Annotated in this window: 13 protein-coding genes and 1 tRNA gene; 5 read left to right on the forward strand and 9 right to left on the reverse strand. The window is 36.3% G+C overall.

Translation table 11 applies throughout. From position 1 onward, the window contains the following. Together J7R13_RS06185 and J7R13_RS06190 are read left to right on the forward strand one after the other, a co-directional pair. The coding region (locus J7R13_RS06185; RefSeq protein ID WP_208437931.1) for a YqaJ viral recombinase family protein at positions 1 to 356 on the forward strand (356 nt) is incomplete at its 5' end. A 72-nt stretch (positions 357 to 428) separates the two neighbouring features. Further along, positions 429 to 617, forward strand: a complete 189-nt coding sequence (locus J7R13_RS06190; RefSeq protein WP_004859858.1) for a helix-turn-helix transcriptional regulator — start codon at positions 429 to 431, stop codon at positions 615 to 617. A 104-nt stretch (positions 618 to 721) separates the two neighbouring features. On the opposite strand, the gene J7R13_RS06195 is transcribed toward J7R13_RS06190, so the two are convergent. The 4 genes from J7R13_RS06195 to J7R13_RS06210 all read right to left on the reverse strand — a co-directional run bounded on the left by J7R13_RS06195 (position 722) and on the right by J7R13_RS06210 (position 3,995). Continuing rightward, positions 722 to 797: transfer RNA gene (locus J7R13_RS06195), tRNA-Thr, on the reverse strand. A gap of 208 nt (positions 798 to 1,005) precedes the next feature. Beyond that, complete coding sequence (accC, locus tag J7R13_RS06200) at positions 1,006 to 2,364, reverse strand: acetyl-CoA carboxylase biotin carboxylase subunit (protein WP_208437932.1); 1,359 nt, start codon at positions 2,362 to 2,364, stop codon at positions 1,006 to 1,008. Positions 2,365 to 2,378: 14 nt separating this feature from the next. Further along, positions 2,379 to 2,870: an acetyl-CoA carboxylase biotin carboxyl carrier protein gene (accB, locus tag J7R13_RS06205; protein ID WP_208437933.1), complete on the reverse strand. Its 492-nt coding sequence runs from the start codon at positions 2,868 to 2,870 to the stop codon at positions 2,379 to 2,381. A gap of 252 nt (positions 2,871 to 3,122) precedes the next feature. Continuing rightward, positions 3,123 to 3,995, reverse strand: coding sequence for a DsbA family protein (locus J7R13_RS06210; protein WP_208437934.1), 873 nt, complete (start codon positions 3,993 to 3,995; stop codon positions 3,123 to 3,125). A gap of 301 nt (positions 3,996 to 4,296) precedes the next feature. On the opposite strand from J7R13_RS06210, the gene glpD reads away from it, so the two are divergent. The 3 genes from glpD (at position 4,297) to cobT (ending at position 8,647) form a co-directional block, all read left to right on the forward strand. Further along, positions 4,297 to 5,838 (forward strand): glycerol-3-phosphate dehydrogenase, encoded by a 1,542-nt coding sequence (gene glpD / locus J7R13_RS06215; protein ID WP_004859880.1) that lies wholly within the window; start codon positions 4,297 to 4,299, stop codon positions 5,836 to 5,838. Between the two features lie 425 nt (positions 5,839 to 6,263). Beyond that, entirely contained in the window at positions 6,264 to 7,244 is a 981-nt protein-coding gene (dusA, locus tag J7R13_RS06220; RefSeq protein ID WP_208437935.1) for a tRNA dihydrouridine(20/20a) synthase DusA, read from the forward strand. A 392-nt stretch (positions 7,245 to 7,636) separates the two neighbouring features. Then, complete coding sequence (cobT, locus tag J7R13_RS06225; RefSeq protein WP_208437936.1) at positions 7,637 to 8,647, forward strand: nicotinate-nucleotide--dimethylbenzimidazole phosphoribosyltransferase; 1,011 nt, start codon at positions 7,637 to 7,639, stop codon at positions 8,645 to 8,647. Positions 8,648 to 8,691: 44 nt separating this feature from the next. Here the strand turns inward: cobT and J7R13_RS06230 are convergent, their stop codons facing one another. From J7R13_RS06230 to rnr, 5 genes are all read right to left on the reverse strand, one after another. Further along, positions 8,692 to 9,174: an Lrp/AsnC family transcriptional regulator gene (locus tag J7R13_RS06230; RefSeq protein ID WP_004859887.1), complete on the reverse strand. Its 483-nt coding sequence runs from the start codon at positions 9,172 to 9,174 to the stop codon at positions 8,692 to 8,694. Positions 9,175 to 9,194: 20 nt separating this feature from the next. Beyond that, positions 9,195 to 9,830, reverse strand: coding sequence for a uracil-DNA glycosylase family protein (locus tag J7R13_RS06235; RefSeq protein WP_208437937.1), 636 nt, complete (start codon positions 9,828 to 9,830; stop codon positions 9,195 to 9,197). A gap of 30 nt (positions 9,831 to 9,860) precedes the next feature. Beyond that, complete coding sequence (locus tag J7R13_RS06240; RefSeq protein ID WP_208437938.1) at positions 9,861 to 10,418, reverse strand: thermonuclease family protein; 558 nt, start codon at positions 10,416 to 10,418, stop codon at positions 9,861 to 9,863. Between the two features lie 378 nt (positions 10,419 to 10,796). Next, the gene (gene rpmG, locus J7R13_RS06245; RefSeq protein ID WP_004859894.1) at positions 10,797 to 10,964 is read right to left on the reverse strand and encodes a 50S ribosomal protein L33; all 168 of its coding nucleotides are present in this window, start codon (positions 10,962 to 10,964) and stop codon (positions 10,797 to 10,799) included. 1,104 nt (positions 10,965 to 12,068) lie between these two features. Continuing rightward, positions 12,069 to 14,357 carry a ribonuclease R gene (gene rnr / locus J7R13_RS06250; RefSeq protein ID WP_208437939.1) on the reverse strand — a complete coding sequence of 763 codons (2,289 nt, stop codon included), beginning with the start codon at positions 14,355 to 14,357 and terminating at the stop codon, positions 12,069 to 12,071. Between the last annotated feature and the right edge of the window lies 1 nt (position 14,358).

Below are 14,358 nucleotides of genomic sequence, written 5' to 3' on the forward strand. Positions count from 1 at the left end.
TCCAACACCCAAAAATGAAAATGGCGGGTGCAAGTCCTGATGGGTTCATTGGAGAGGACGGCTTAGTTGAGGTCAAATGCCCACAATCAACCACGCATTTGCGCTTCTTTATATATGACGAAATCAAACCTGAATATATCGCACAGATGCAATTCCAAATGGCGTGCACGGGGCGAAAATGGTGTCATTTCATGAGCTATAATCCAAACTTTGTAGGCAGATCTACTGGTTTGAGAATGAAAATCAAACGTGTCAACCGTGATGAGAAACACATTGAAGAGATTAATAAAGCGGTCGAAATCTTTTTAGGGGAAATAGAACAAGAGATGCAAAAGATTTTGACAAAAGCTGCTTGAACCTATGGGGGTGCTTTCTCCTCCCAGCACCCCCGCCCATTTAATTAATATAAAAAAGAGAAAGGTAATGAGATGATATTTGATGATGGAGATAGATATGTAACGACACGTGAATGTGCACAGCTTTTTAGTGTATCCACAACAACGATTCGCAATTGGGTGCTTCAGGGGTTGTTTCCGGAGCCATATAAGCTAGGGAGGGCAGTGAGGTGGAGAAAGAAAGAGATCTTAGCTTTCACTCCAAAGAAAAATAAGGAGTAAATTAGATAAAGTTGTATAAACCGTAAAGGGTGGTCTAAAAGGTGGTCTAAAAACAGCTCTTTAAAGAAAAAATCTATATATTTCAATACATTAAAGATAAAAAATGGTGCCCCCAGAGAGACTCGAACTCCCGACCCCCTGATTACAAATCAGGTGCTCTACCAACTGAGCTATAAGGGCATAACCACATAGCAAGTAGCACAAACTTACAAAAAGGAAAATAGAAAATTATCGGTTTTGGAGCATATTTTTTAAAACTTATATCACAAATTACAAAATAATCAGTTTCTTTATTTTCTTACTATCGTTTACAGTAATGTTGGATGTTATTCCTATGTATGCTCTTCATAGAGAAGCGTTGATGAAAATACATCATTTTCTTATCGAATTATGAATCTGAAGGAGTTGATTGGTTGGAAAGATATTTTTCTAGCCAGTGGATATTATAATTGCCCTCTGCAATATCTTGATTGTTAATGAGATCGCGAAAGAGAGGCAATGTGGTTTCTATTCCATCGACAACAAATTCATCTAAAGCACGTCGTAAACGCATCATGCATTCTAAACGAGTACGCCCATGAACAATCAGCTTTCCAATCATGCTATCATAATAAGGGGGAATACGGTAACCTGAATAAGCACCTGAATCAACGCGAATTCCTAAACCTCCAGGTGTATGAAAATGTGTAATAGTCCCTGGTGACGGCGTAAAGTTAATAGGATCTTCGGCATTGATACGACATTCAATAGCATGGCCAGAGAAGCAGACATCATCTTGAGTAACGGAAAGTTTTTCACCTGATGCAATATGAATTTGCTCATGAACTAAGTCTATACCTGTAATCGCTTCTGTTACAGGATGTTCAACTTGTAAACGCGTATTCATCTCAATGAAGTAGAATTCACCATTTTCATAAAGAAACTCAATGGTACCAGCACCACGATATTCAAGTTGTGCACAAGCATTTGCGACAATATCACCAATCTTTTTCCGTTCAGTTTCATTAAGAGCTGGTGACGTGGCTTCTTCCCATATTTTTTGATGACGTCGTTGAAGTGAACAATCACGTTCTCCTAAATGAATAGCATTCCCCACTCCATCGCCTATCACTTGAATTTCAATATGACGGGGCTTTTCTAGATATTTTTCGATATAAACTGCATCATCACCGAAAGCTGATGCTGCCTCTGAACGAGTTGTTTTGAGAGCTATAGCAAACTCTTGTTCAGAATGGACGACTTTCATACCGCGTCCACCACCACCTGCAGAAGCCTTAATAATAACTGGATAACCAATTTCGCAAGCTGTGCGTAAAGCTTCTGCTTCTTCAGTGACTGCTCCATCTGAACCAGGGACTACAGGAATTCCAAGTTTTTTAGCGGTTTTTTTTGCTTCAATTTTATCGCCCATGGTTCGAATATGCGCAGCCGTTGGGCCGATGAATGTAATATCATGGGCTTCGAGAACATCTGCAAATTTTGCATTCTCAGAAAGAAAGCCATAGCCTGGATGAACAGCATCAGCCCCTGTGATCTCGCAAGCTGCAATAATTTGATGAATGCTTAAATACGAATCGCGCGCTGGAGGAGGACCAATACAGACACTTTCGTCAGCAAGACGAACGTGCATTGCATCGGCGTCAGCAGTGGAGTGAACGGCTACAGTTTTTATTCCAAGTTCTCTGCAGGCTCGCAGAACGCGAAGAGCAATTTCTCCCCGATTAGCAATGAGGATTTTTCGAATCATGGTAGCCCCTCGCTTTATTCAACAACAATAAGTGGTTCACCAAACTCAACAGGTTGACCATCTTTAACAAAAATAGAGGTCACTGTACCTGAGCGTGGTGATGAAATTTGATTCATCGTTTTCATTGCTTCAATGATAAGTAATGCTTGTCCTTCAGAAACATTTTGCCCTATTTCTACAAAAGGTTGTGCGCCTGGTGAAGGTGCAAGATAAGCTGTTCCAACCATTGGAGACGTTATTGCGTTTTTTGATTTATCTTCTTGTATAGGAGTTTCAGCTATTGAGGCAGAGGGAGGAGTTACGGCAAGAGTAGGGGTGGAAACAGGGGCATAAATTGTTTGTTCAGGAATGGCTGAGGTATTTTGACGTGATACACAAATACGAAGTTCACCTTGTTGGAGTTCAATGTTTGTTAAATTGGTATCATTTAAAATTTCAGCAAGATCACGGATAATTTTCGTGTCAATTGTGGTATGTTTTACCTTATCCATTTTTTTTGTGGTCATTTTGTCACTAACTCCTTGATCAATGAAGATCGTCATTACTTAATTCTTATGACTGAATATCTCTAGACTACGGATGATCTTTTTTAAGGCTTTGCTAAAAGCTCTTTACTTTTTTAGAATTATATTTTGCAATTTTTAAACCAGTACCTGCTATGCGAAACTGCATTTATAAGCCTGTTATTAAAAAAGAGAAAGCATAAAATTATTTCATTTACGGGATTCTTCATAAAATGACGAGGTAAGGAAAAATATTCATTGTATATTTTCTATGGCTTCTTTCAAAATATTTTGATCCACGGCTCCGATAAATACTTTATCACCAATAATATAAGAAGGTGTTCCCGTAATATTAAGTGTAGATGCAATCTGAATATTTTCTTTAAAGGAATTTTGGAGATTAGAATCTTTTATTGCATTGCGCAGCTTTTTCTCATCTGCTCCTAATGAAACTGCTATTTTTATAGCTTTAGTTTCATTTACTCGACTTTTACTCGTTAAAAGGGCTTTATGAAACTGAGGATATTTCTCTGGGAATTGTTTACGGAAAACATAGGCAACAGTATGCGCAGCCATAGAATCAGTGCCCAAAATTGGTAAATCTTTGATAATCACTCGGAGGTCTGGGTGTTCTTTTATTAAGTTTTCTATGTACGAATAAGACATCTTACAATAGCCACAATTATAATCAAAGAAATCAACAAGTACTTTCTTACCATTTGGGTTTCCTAAAAGGGCATCGTGAGGAGATTGAAAAATTTCTTTTTTCAACAAATTGATGATTGAAGCTTGTTTTTTGGCTTTTTGTTCACTTTTCTTTTCCAGTTTTTCTTCGAGGCTAAGCTGCATTTCTATCATGATCTCTGGATGAGTAAGCAAATAGTCTCTTATAATTTTTCGAATATCGTGATCATCAATACGCGGTGTGATCTTTTCTTTGAGCTTCGATAAAAAAGTGGGATCTTCCAAAAGCTGTGTTTTCAGGCTTTCTGCGTTTACATAATTTGCTGTTTTCTCGCGTGATGTTGCGTTTGATAAAAAAGATGAGCAGATAAAAATACTCAACATAATTGTTGCTGACAATTTTGCAATGAACGTTATCTTTGAGGATTGAGGCTGATGGGTCATTTATATGGCTTCTTATTTCTATTTTTCACTGTCATGTTGAGCAGACTGTATGAGATCTATTGCTTACGTGCAATAAAGCATTTGACTATAGTGTAAATTTAGTAGTTTGCTGAGAAAACATCAATTTTTTTCTCTTGGAAGATTTTATATTGTACATATTTTGCACTAATTGTGTTCTTTAATTGCTAAAATTTTTTATGTGCATTTGCTGTGGATAAAGCTTGTTAATAATCCAATTAACAGCATTTGTCTTGACTTTTTACTGTTGCTTTATTGGGCACGGTGGAACAAATTAAATTGAATGATGAAAAGTAAAATTATGAAAACTACAACGCATTATGATCTGTTTATTATTGGTGGAGGAATAAACGGAAGTGGATTGGCGAGAGATGCAGCTGGACGCGGGTTTAAAGTAGGATTGGCGGAGATGAATGATTTGGCTTCAGGGACATCAAGTGCATCAACAAAGCTTATTCATGGCGGTCTTCGTTATCTTGAACACTATGAATTCAGATTGGTTCGAGAAGCGTTAAAAGAACGCGAAATCATTTGGCGTATGGCTCCCCACATTGTGCGTCCTTTGCGTTTTCTTCTCCCTTATCATAAAAATTTGCGTCCTGCTTGGATGTTACGTTTTGGACTTTTCATTTATGATTATCTAGGGAATTGGAATCAAAAACTGTGGCGCAGTAAAACAGTTAATTTTTCAAAAAATTTTTGCTCTACACTTAAGGAAGAGTATCGTATAGGTTTTGAATATTCTGATGCAAGAGTAGATGATGCGCGTCTAGTGATTGCTAATGCGCGTGACGCAGAAAAGCAGGGCGCCGATATAAAAGTGCGGACAGAAGTGCTCTCCTTAAAGAAAGAAGAAAAAAAATGGCTTATAATTCTTCGAAATAGATTAAGCGGTAAAGAATATAGTGTTAGTGCTTCTTATGTTGCGAATATGACGGGTCCTTGGATTAATCATATTTTGGCAGACGTATTAAACTGTCAAGATAAAGAGAATCCGCCTGTGCGACTTGTCAGGGGATCTCATATTCTGGTTCCCAAGCTTTATACCCATGATCGTGCTTATATTTTTCAAAACGGTGATGGGCGTATTATATTTTCTATTCCGTATCAAGAAGAATTTACATTGCTTGGAACGACCGATTGTGATTATCAGGGTGATCCTGCTGATGTTCATATTACGGATACAGAGATTGATTATATCTGTACAGCAGCGAGTGAATATTTCATACAACCTGTATTGCGTGAGAATATTGTCTGGACTTACTCTGGTGTTCGTCCGCTCTATGATGATGGAGCTTCAAAAGCACAAGAAATCACACGTGACTACATTCTGAAAGAAATGGGGTCAGAAGGTCTACCACGGATTCTTAATCTTTATGGTGGTAAAATTACAACGTATCGCAAGTTGGCTGAAGATGCAATGAAATTTGTTGAAGAAGCGCTTGGAACAAAGGGAGCGCCATGGACAGCAAATTCAACGCTTCCTGGAGGTGATTTTCCGTATAATGGGCTAGATACAATTGAAAATAAAATCGCTCTTTTGATTCCAGATTTAGATGTTTTTACATACCGCAGACTTGCACGGTCTTATGGTTCGGAGGCGCTGGTGATATTTGCAAATGGTAAGGCGAATAAAGGAAAAGATTTTGGACATGGACTCTATGAAGTAGAGGTCAAATGGTTAATGGAAAAAGAATGGGCTAAAACATGTGAAGATGTATTATGGCGCCGTTCAAAACTTGGACTTCTATTTAATGATAAAGAGATTGGCGTTCTTTCTGCTTATATGCAAAGTCAAAAAGAGAGCAAACAAGATTTGTTATAATTTGGCTTTGCGATAGCCATCTTATTATGGCATCTATTCGCACAATAAGTTGAAAATACTGAAGGGAGATAAGCCATAATGATGAGAATTATATATAATGCTTTTTTATTGTTTATCAGACACAGCAATATTTTAGATATTGGATAACGCAGATATAATCTTTAAAGACTCATATGAGAGAAAAGGCATTCAAATAAAAACATTTCTATATATCCGGAAGTCGTTCGGTTAGAAACGGTATATTGCTTTTTTCTTTTGATTTTAGCAAAATTTTGGTCAATTAAAGAAGACAATAGGATAGAGAGTGTATTTCTACACCTTTAAGTGGTGGTAAAGAGAATAAAGTTTTCTATGGAGTAGAAAAAGTGGTGGCTTTGTATAGACGAATAGGGCGCATTTAATAGAGATGAGAGAGTAAACTTTTTATGATACTTTATGGTTCTCCATCATCAGTAAAATTTGCAGTAGCACCAATGTTGGGCTGGACAGACAAGCATTGCAGGTTTTTTTATCGTCTTTTAACAAAAAAGGCACTCCTTTATACAGAAATGATTGTAGCCGATGCTGTAATCCATGGTGTTCGTAAACAATTGTTGGCTTTGAACTATACAGAACATCCAATTGCGTTGCAATTAGGGGGGGCAGATCCCCAAAAACTGGCAGAGGCGGCACGAATTGCTGAAGGATTTGGTTATGACGAAATAAATCTCAATGTTGGTTGTCCATCAAATCGTGTTCAAGCGGGTGTATTTGGTGCTTGTTTGATGTTACATCCTGACATTGTAGCAAATGCTGTGGAAGCGATGAAAGAAGTCGTTACTATACCTGTCACTGTCAAATGTCGTGTTGGTGTGGATGAGCAGGATGAAGAATTAACTTTAGATCTTTTTGCTGATCAAGTTTGGAATGCTGGGTGTGATGCATTCTGGGTTCATGCACGCAAAGCATGGTTAAAAGGATTAAGTCCGAAAGAAAATCGTAATATTCCTCCACTTAATTATGAAAGAGTTTATAAATTAAAACGTAAATATTCTCATAAATTCATTGGGATAAATGGTGGAATTAAATTGATTAATGAAATAAAAGAGCATTTAATTTTCTGTGATGCTACTATGGTTGGTCGACAAGTGTATCATGATCCAACTTTGTTAAAGCATATTGATTTTGAAATATATGGTGAACCGCAGAGTGAACTGAGTGATAGTGAGCTTATTGAGGTCATGTGTGATTATGCTGCTCGGCATATTGCATTAGGAGGGCGGCTTTCTCATGTAACGCGTCATATGATTGGTTTATTTCATGGTCGAGACGGGGCACGTCGATGGCGGCAAATATTATCAAATGATGCAATAAAAGCTAATGCGGGCGTGCACGTTTTGAAAGAAGCTTTTTCTGCTCTCATGTAACAACAGTTTACAGATTAATCCATGTTAGAGCTTAGATTCCTTAAAGCTTTACTTTTTTACGTGGATTGTGAACAAACAAGTTTCGTAAATTTCAGAAAGTCATTATCTTTGTTATGGAGGAAATGTTGGTAGCACATGTTAAACAGTATGTGGATCAATATTCTTCAATATAGAAAAATTAAGAATGTAATATAAAAATATAGTATAAGATATTGATAATATTTGTAATATGTAAATTATTAAAACAGTTATTTTGTTAGAAAATAGAGTACAAAGATAATTCTCTCATAACATTTAACTTTAAAATGCTGCTTAAAAACCAACAAATTATTCATATCCTGTATATATGAAAAGATTCTCATTCAAGATTGTAGATTTGAAAAGGTAACTTCATGACCGTTAGTCCATTTGATGATTTTCGTGCTTTACTCACAAATTTACCTATTGCTGATGCATTTTCTATAACTTTGGCAAAAAAAAGGCAAGAAAAATTAACGAACGCTCGAGGAGCGCTAGGAAAATTAGGAGATATTGCGGTTTGGTATGCAGGATGGAGAGGAACAGAAAAACCGCTTGTAATGCGCCCCTTGGTTGCGATTTTTTCTGGGAATCATGGGATTACAGAAGAAAATGTTACGCCGTTACCACAATCTATGACACAAAAGATGGTACAAAATTTTGCAGTTGGTGGTGCTGCTATTAATCAAATATGCATAGCTTATGATCTTGGACTGAAGATATTTGATTTAGCACTGGAATATCCAACAATGAATATTACCAAAGATGCAGCAATGGACGAGCGTAGTGCAGCTGCTACTATGGCGTTTGGAATGGAATCCATTGCTGGTGGAACGGATCTCTTGTGTATAGGTGAATTGGGTATTGGAAACACAACGATAGCTTCAGCTTTGTGTTTAGCATTGTTTGGTGGAGAAGTTGAGGAATGGACAGGAAGTGGTGATACGGGATCTGAAGGGGAATTTCATCAACGTAAAATAGCAGCGGTCAAGACAGCTATTTCTTTACATAAGAAGCATTTTAAAGATCCTTTTGAAATAATGCGCCGTCTAGGAGGGCGTGAAATTGCTGCTATGATTGGTGCCATTTTAGCGGCAAGGATGGAAAAAGTACCAGTTATTTTAGATGGTTTTGTAGCAACAGCAGCAGCAGCAGTACTGTATAAAATAAATCCAAGAACTCTTGATCATGCTCTTGTTGGACATGTTTCCTCTGAGTCAGTACATCGTAAACTTTTAAAAAAAATTGGCAAAGAACCGCTTTTAGATCTAGGGATGCGTCTTGGCGAAGGGACAGGTGCGGCTTTAGCGGCTGGTATTGTCAAGGCTGCTGTTTTGGCACATACACAAATGGCAGTTTTGGAAAAAGAAGGCTCGATTGCCTAAAGGGTGATAACATCTTTAAAGATTGAAGTAAGCCTTTAAGAGTTTTATTCGTTGGTTTTTTCGTGTAATTTTATATAATCGAGCGGAAGTTCCGTTGTGTATTTAATCTGTTCCATTGCAAAAGAGGATGAGACGTCACGGATATCAATCTTAGCAATTAATTTCTTATAAAAAAGATCATAAGCTTCAATATTGGGAACAACAACACGTAATAAATAGTCAATATCTCCACTCATCCGATAAAATTCAATCACTTCACGAAATTCCTGTACAATTTTAGAAAAACGCTTAAACCATTCATGGCTGTGTGTGTTTGTACGAATAGACACAAAAACAGTAACGTGTGCATTTACTTTTTCTGGAGAAAGAACAGCAACACGACGTTGAATAACACCATCTTCTTCAAGTTTTTGAATTCTGCGCCAGCAAGGAGTGGTTGAAAGACCAACTTTTTTAGCAATATCAGCGACAGACAGAGTCGCATTTTCTTGCAAAAGATGTAAAATTTTTCGATCAAGACGATCCATGTTTTTTCTCAATATTCAGTTTATAAAAATTTGCGCACCAAACTGCGCAGGCACACGATAAGCTCATCGTTAAACCAAGAGTTTTTCTGTAACCAAGAAGTGTTCCGCCATGATGGATGAGGTAAAGGCATGACATTATAGCCTCGTGGTTGACGTATGGAAAGAATATTCCTCCAATCACTGACGGTTTCTGAAACAGTTTTATGTTTTAACTCTGTAATATGCCACTTTTGCGCATAACTTCCAATAGCAAGGACAAGTTTTATTTGTGGCATAGCCTGAAAGACCTTATCGTGCCATATTTCATGACATTCACGCCTTGGTGGTAAATCAGATTTATTTTGATCATAGCCTGGAAAACAAAATCCCATAGGAATAATAGCAAAGAGAGATCTGTTATAAAATTCTTCTTTTGTTACGTTGAGCCAATTACGCAATCTTTCGCCAGAGCGATCATTAAAAGGAATAGAACTTTCATGTACACGTAGACCCGGTGCTTGCCCTGCGATTGCAATCGAAGCTGTATCGGATAAATAAGCAACAGGTTTTGGTTCGTGAGGAAGAGGAGGAGGATAATGTGGTTGTTGGGTACAAATGCGACAAGAATAAATTCTCTTTTCAAGTTCGATAATTTGGCTAGAGTCTGCTTGATTCATTGGAAAATAGGAGATCAAAGAAATTTTTTCTTATTCTATTCGAGGATGTGCTCTTCGCCATTCTCTCGGTCGTTGAAAATTTGATTGCCATATTCCTTTTTTTCTCTCTTTCGCTTCTTGTTCTTCTTTAGGATAAGCGTGGTAACTTACTGCCCAACCATTACGTACAAGCGTTGCGTTGATATTGCTGACTTGTTTTGTTTTACATGTCGCAAGAATACGGCGATATTTATCTTTTTTGTGCCAATGACATATGACAGGATGGTTTGCTATGAGTTTTTCTAAATATTTTTTTGCTTCAAGCCCACAGGGATAGCGTGCGTCTTTTTTACCACAAAATTGTTGGAGTTCCGGAGCATCAATTCCTTCAAGCCGGATTATGACAGAAGAAATCATGATTGAATCGCCATCAATAACAAATGCATGACCTTCGAGTGATGTTTTAGAAGAAAAGACTGCTTTTTGAGGGAGTACATATTTAAAATAAATTATCATAATGATAAGGATAGTAGCAGCAAGAAGAATGCTAAAACCTATAATCTTTAGGTTAAGGTTTCTTAGATTAAAATGGGAAAACTTCTTTTTCATGAAATAAAGAAACTGCTACTATGTATATTTTATTTAGTGGAAATTACTTATAATTTTTGTGAAAAATTTCTATTCCTTCAATAAAAACACCCTCTCATTTTCATGAGAAAATTTTGTTATAGTTAATGTGCTTTGCATTTTAGCTGCTTATCAAAATAGATCAAATACAATATTACGACAAGACTTTATGACTATGAAGTAAATAGGCAACCAAAAAATAAATCAATCCATTTAATTGTGTACAAGGCATAGGAATTACAGATCCACACATCGTGTTACTTAAATAACAAAAAGACCCCCACAAAAAATAACTCTGAGGAGTAATGAAACCGCATTTACCTTTGGTTGCATAATCTAACAGTTAAACGCTGTAGCCCATTATTTAATTTTTGTTTCTTTAAATTCAACGTGTTTTTTTACAACAGGGTCATATTTACGTTTGCTCATTTTTTCTGTCATTGTACGGCTATTTTTCTTTGTCACATAGAAAAAACCAGTATCCGCTGTTGACAAAAGCTTGATCTTAATGGTTGCTGCTTTGGCCATAATTTATGAATCCTATTTATCCTGAAAACGATATCATCTTACTATAAAAATCTATTTCCGATGTAACCAGATTTTACGGCAACACTACGGATGTTCTAAGAAAAGTCAAGAGCTGATTAATTTTCTCATGAGTTGTACAAACATCTAAATAATATATAAGCTAAAAAAACAAGCTATTTTTACTAAAAAATCAAATGGTCTTAAAATATTTATGGACTATTCAATAATGGTTAGCCAATGAGCATCTCGATTCCATAACAAAAAATAAAAAAAGAATGAACAGAGCCAAATTCATATCCTTTGAGGCGTGCACTTAGACGTACAAACCAGATTATATAAAGACTGGCAGATACGCCTCTGAGAAGAAAGAGGTCAAACTTATCAAAAGCCATTGATGTTTTGTTATCTATGGTATCATAAAATTTTAACAAAGCCTAAGATAGCAAAGCTCATAAGAAAATAATGTCAATCTTTTGCATCATTGCTTACAACGTTGCTAGGAATTAAAAAATATGACCAAGTGCGAGAATTACCATAAAGTGTGTAGTCTTATTTTCATTATATCCAATGGATAAACTATACAGGACGTTATAAGTGGCAATGCTCTTATTTGGATAGCATCGTTAAACGAGTACTACCATCATTGAGTTTGGAACATGGAAAAGATAGGGAACAAATAATATATGTTGGGTTATCTTGAAATTCTGGACTTAATTTCCGATTGCGAGATTGATATAGCAGCAAGTACAATAAGGACGTAGTTCGTGGTAAAAGGTGTAAATCTTTTGTACCCATTCCTAATGTTATTCCAACGATATAAATAATTGTGATGGTTGCAATGATTGCATCATAAAACATTATTTTGAGGGTTCAAAGCTTTTTGATCATAAGGATGACTGAGTTGTGCCTTCGTTCGTTCATTATACAAATCTATCCTTTACAGATTTTCTCGTTTATATAGTATAATAATTTTTTTCAGATTTTTATAAGCGTTGTTATTGATCAAATAACAAAATATCTGACTTTATGTGATAAAGAAGGGCAATTGTATAAAAATACAGATAAAGTATATTTTGGTTTTAAATTATCGCTTATTTTGTATTTTTAGTTAATATTTTTTCTTCCATAAAAAGCATGCTTGCGTTTTTTTGTTATAAATTTACTTTTATGGTAGGATGTAGATGAAAATGGTATTGGACGAGGTTCTGTTAACAGCTCAAAGCATACAGCACCAGCAAAAGGCTGTACTGTTATAAGCTTCACCTCTACTATATCACTCAGTTGATAGCCTTTATGACTGCGTTTTCCTACAAGAATATGTTGGACTTCATCAAAATAATAATAATCATTTTTAAGTGTAGAAATATGCACAAAACCATCTGTATTGAGTTTATCAAGAGAGATAAAAAGACCTGCTTTTGTCACTCCGGAAATACGACCTGTAAAGGTACGTCCGATTTTATTGGTTAAATAGTGAGCGACAAGTCGGTCAATGGTTTCTCTTTCAGCCGTCATTGCACGGCGCTCATATAAAGAAATTTGTGCAGCTATTTCTGCGAGATTTTGTTCTTGTTTCTCGGTTAGTTGGTCATCCCCTAGTTTTAGGGCTTTAATGAGTGCGCGATGAATAATAAGATCCGCATAACGACGGATCGGTGATGTAAAATGTGTATAGTTATGTAAGTTCAAACCAAAATGGCCGATATTTTTAGGATTATATTCTGCTTGAGATTGTGCGCGTAAAATAACCTGATTGATCAATTCTTGTTGCTGACTATTCATGACTTTTGCTAAAATGCTATTAAAGTGTGCTGATGTAAGCTCTGAACTTCGAGAGAGTGCTATCCCAAGACTTTGAAGAAAAGTTCGCAGGATTTCTTGTTTTGCAAGAGAGGGTTTGTCATGAATACGATAGATAAAGGGTTGATGATGTTCTTTTAATGTTTCAGAAGCTGCGATATTTGCTTGTATCATGAATTCTTCAATCAAACGATGTGATTCTAGATGTGGTTCACTTACCACATCTTTGATGCATCCATTTTGATCAAGAATAATTTTTTTTTCTGCTATTTCTAATTCCAGTGGTTGTCGACGATTGCGTGCGATTTTGAGACACCCATAAGCTTGCCATAAGGGCTGCAAGACACTCTTGATAAGAGGAGCACTTTTTTCATTTATTTTTCCTTCAATGGCTTGTTGTACTTCTTGATAAGAGAGTTTAGCTACTACACGTACCATAATACGATGAAAACTATGTTTTCGTTTCTTGCCATTTGCATCAAAAATCATGCGAACGGCTAAAGCAGGCCTTTCTTTTCCTTCACGTAGAGAACATAAATTATTAGAAATGCGTTCTGGCAACATTGGCACAACGTGATCCGGAAAATAAACAGAGTTTCCCCGTTTTAATGCTTCTTTATCTAAAGCACTTCCCGTTTTGATATAGTAAGAAACATCTGCAATTGCGACGATAATAATCCAACCGCCGCTGTTTGTAGGATCTTTATCTTTTGTTGCATAAACGGCATCATCATGGTCTTTGGCATCTGGTGGATCAATTGTAACTAGAGGTAATTGCCGCCAATCTTCACGATTTTCTACGCTGGCAGGTTTTATGTTTTTTACTTGCTCCAAAACATCTTCAGGAAAAATATAAGGAATTCCTTTTGAAAGAAGAGCAATCATTGACAGTTTTTTTTCACTTCCAATATGTCCTAAAACATTCTTTATTTGTGCGCTTTTCAAGCCATAACCAGTATTTTTTTTAATTTCAACTTCAACAAGATCTCCAGATTCTATCTTCATTTTTGAAGATAAGTCAGAGGTATCAAGAATCAGTTTGTTTGTTTTGCGATCTATAGGTTCCAGTCGCCATTGGTCAGTGTTTAACTTTTGTACCACTCCAAATGTGCTCCTTGGAGATATATCAATTTTACGAATAATTCGTCCTGTATAAGGAATGTTTTGAGACGTTTTATTTCGAAAAATTTTTACAAGAATATGATCTCCAACGCCAACGCTCACCCCTTTTATACGATAAAAAGGGCGTATTTCAATATTTGGTTTTGGATCCTCTTCCCATTCAAGAGGTTGTGCAATAAAACTGCCATCTTCATCGCGCCCACTAATTTTGACTAAAGCAACCGGCGGTAATTTTGCTTTTTTGACTGCCCTTTTACACTGTTTTAATATGAGGTTTTGATCCTTTAGCTCACGTAATATATCTCTTAACCAGATACGAGAATCGCCTTTTAAGTTAAATGCTTTAGCAATTTCACGTTTACTTGATCGGTCAGGGTTCTCATGAATAAAGGAAAGTATTTCCGCTTTGTTAGGCAGTCGTTCTATATTAAATGATTGGAAATACTTTGTTTTTTTTTCGCCTTTAACCAAA

This window comes from Bartonella taylorii 8TBB, assembly GCF_902825155.1.
In the GTDB taxonomy this organism is placed as follows: domain Bacteria; phylum Pseudomonadota; class Alphaproteobacteria; order Rhizobiales; family Rhizobiaceae; genus Bartonella; species Bartonella taylorii_A.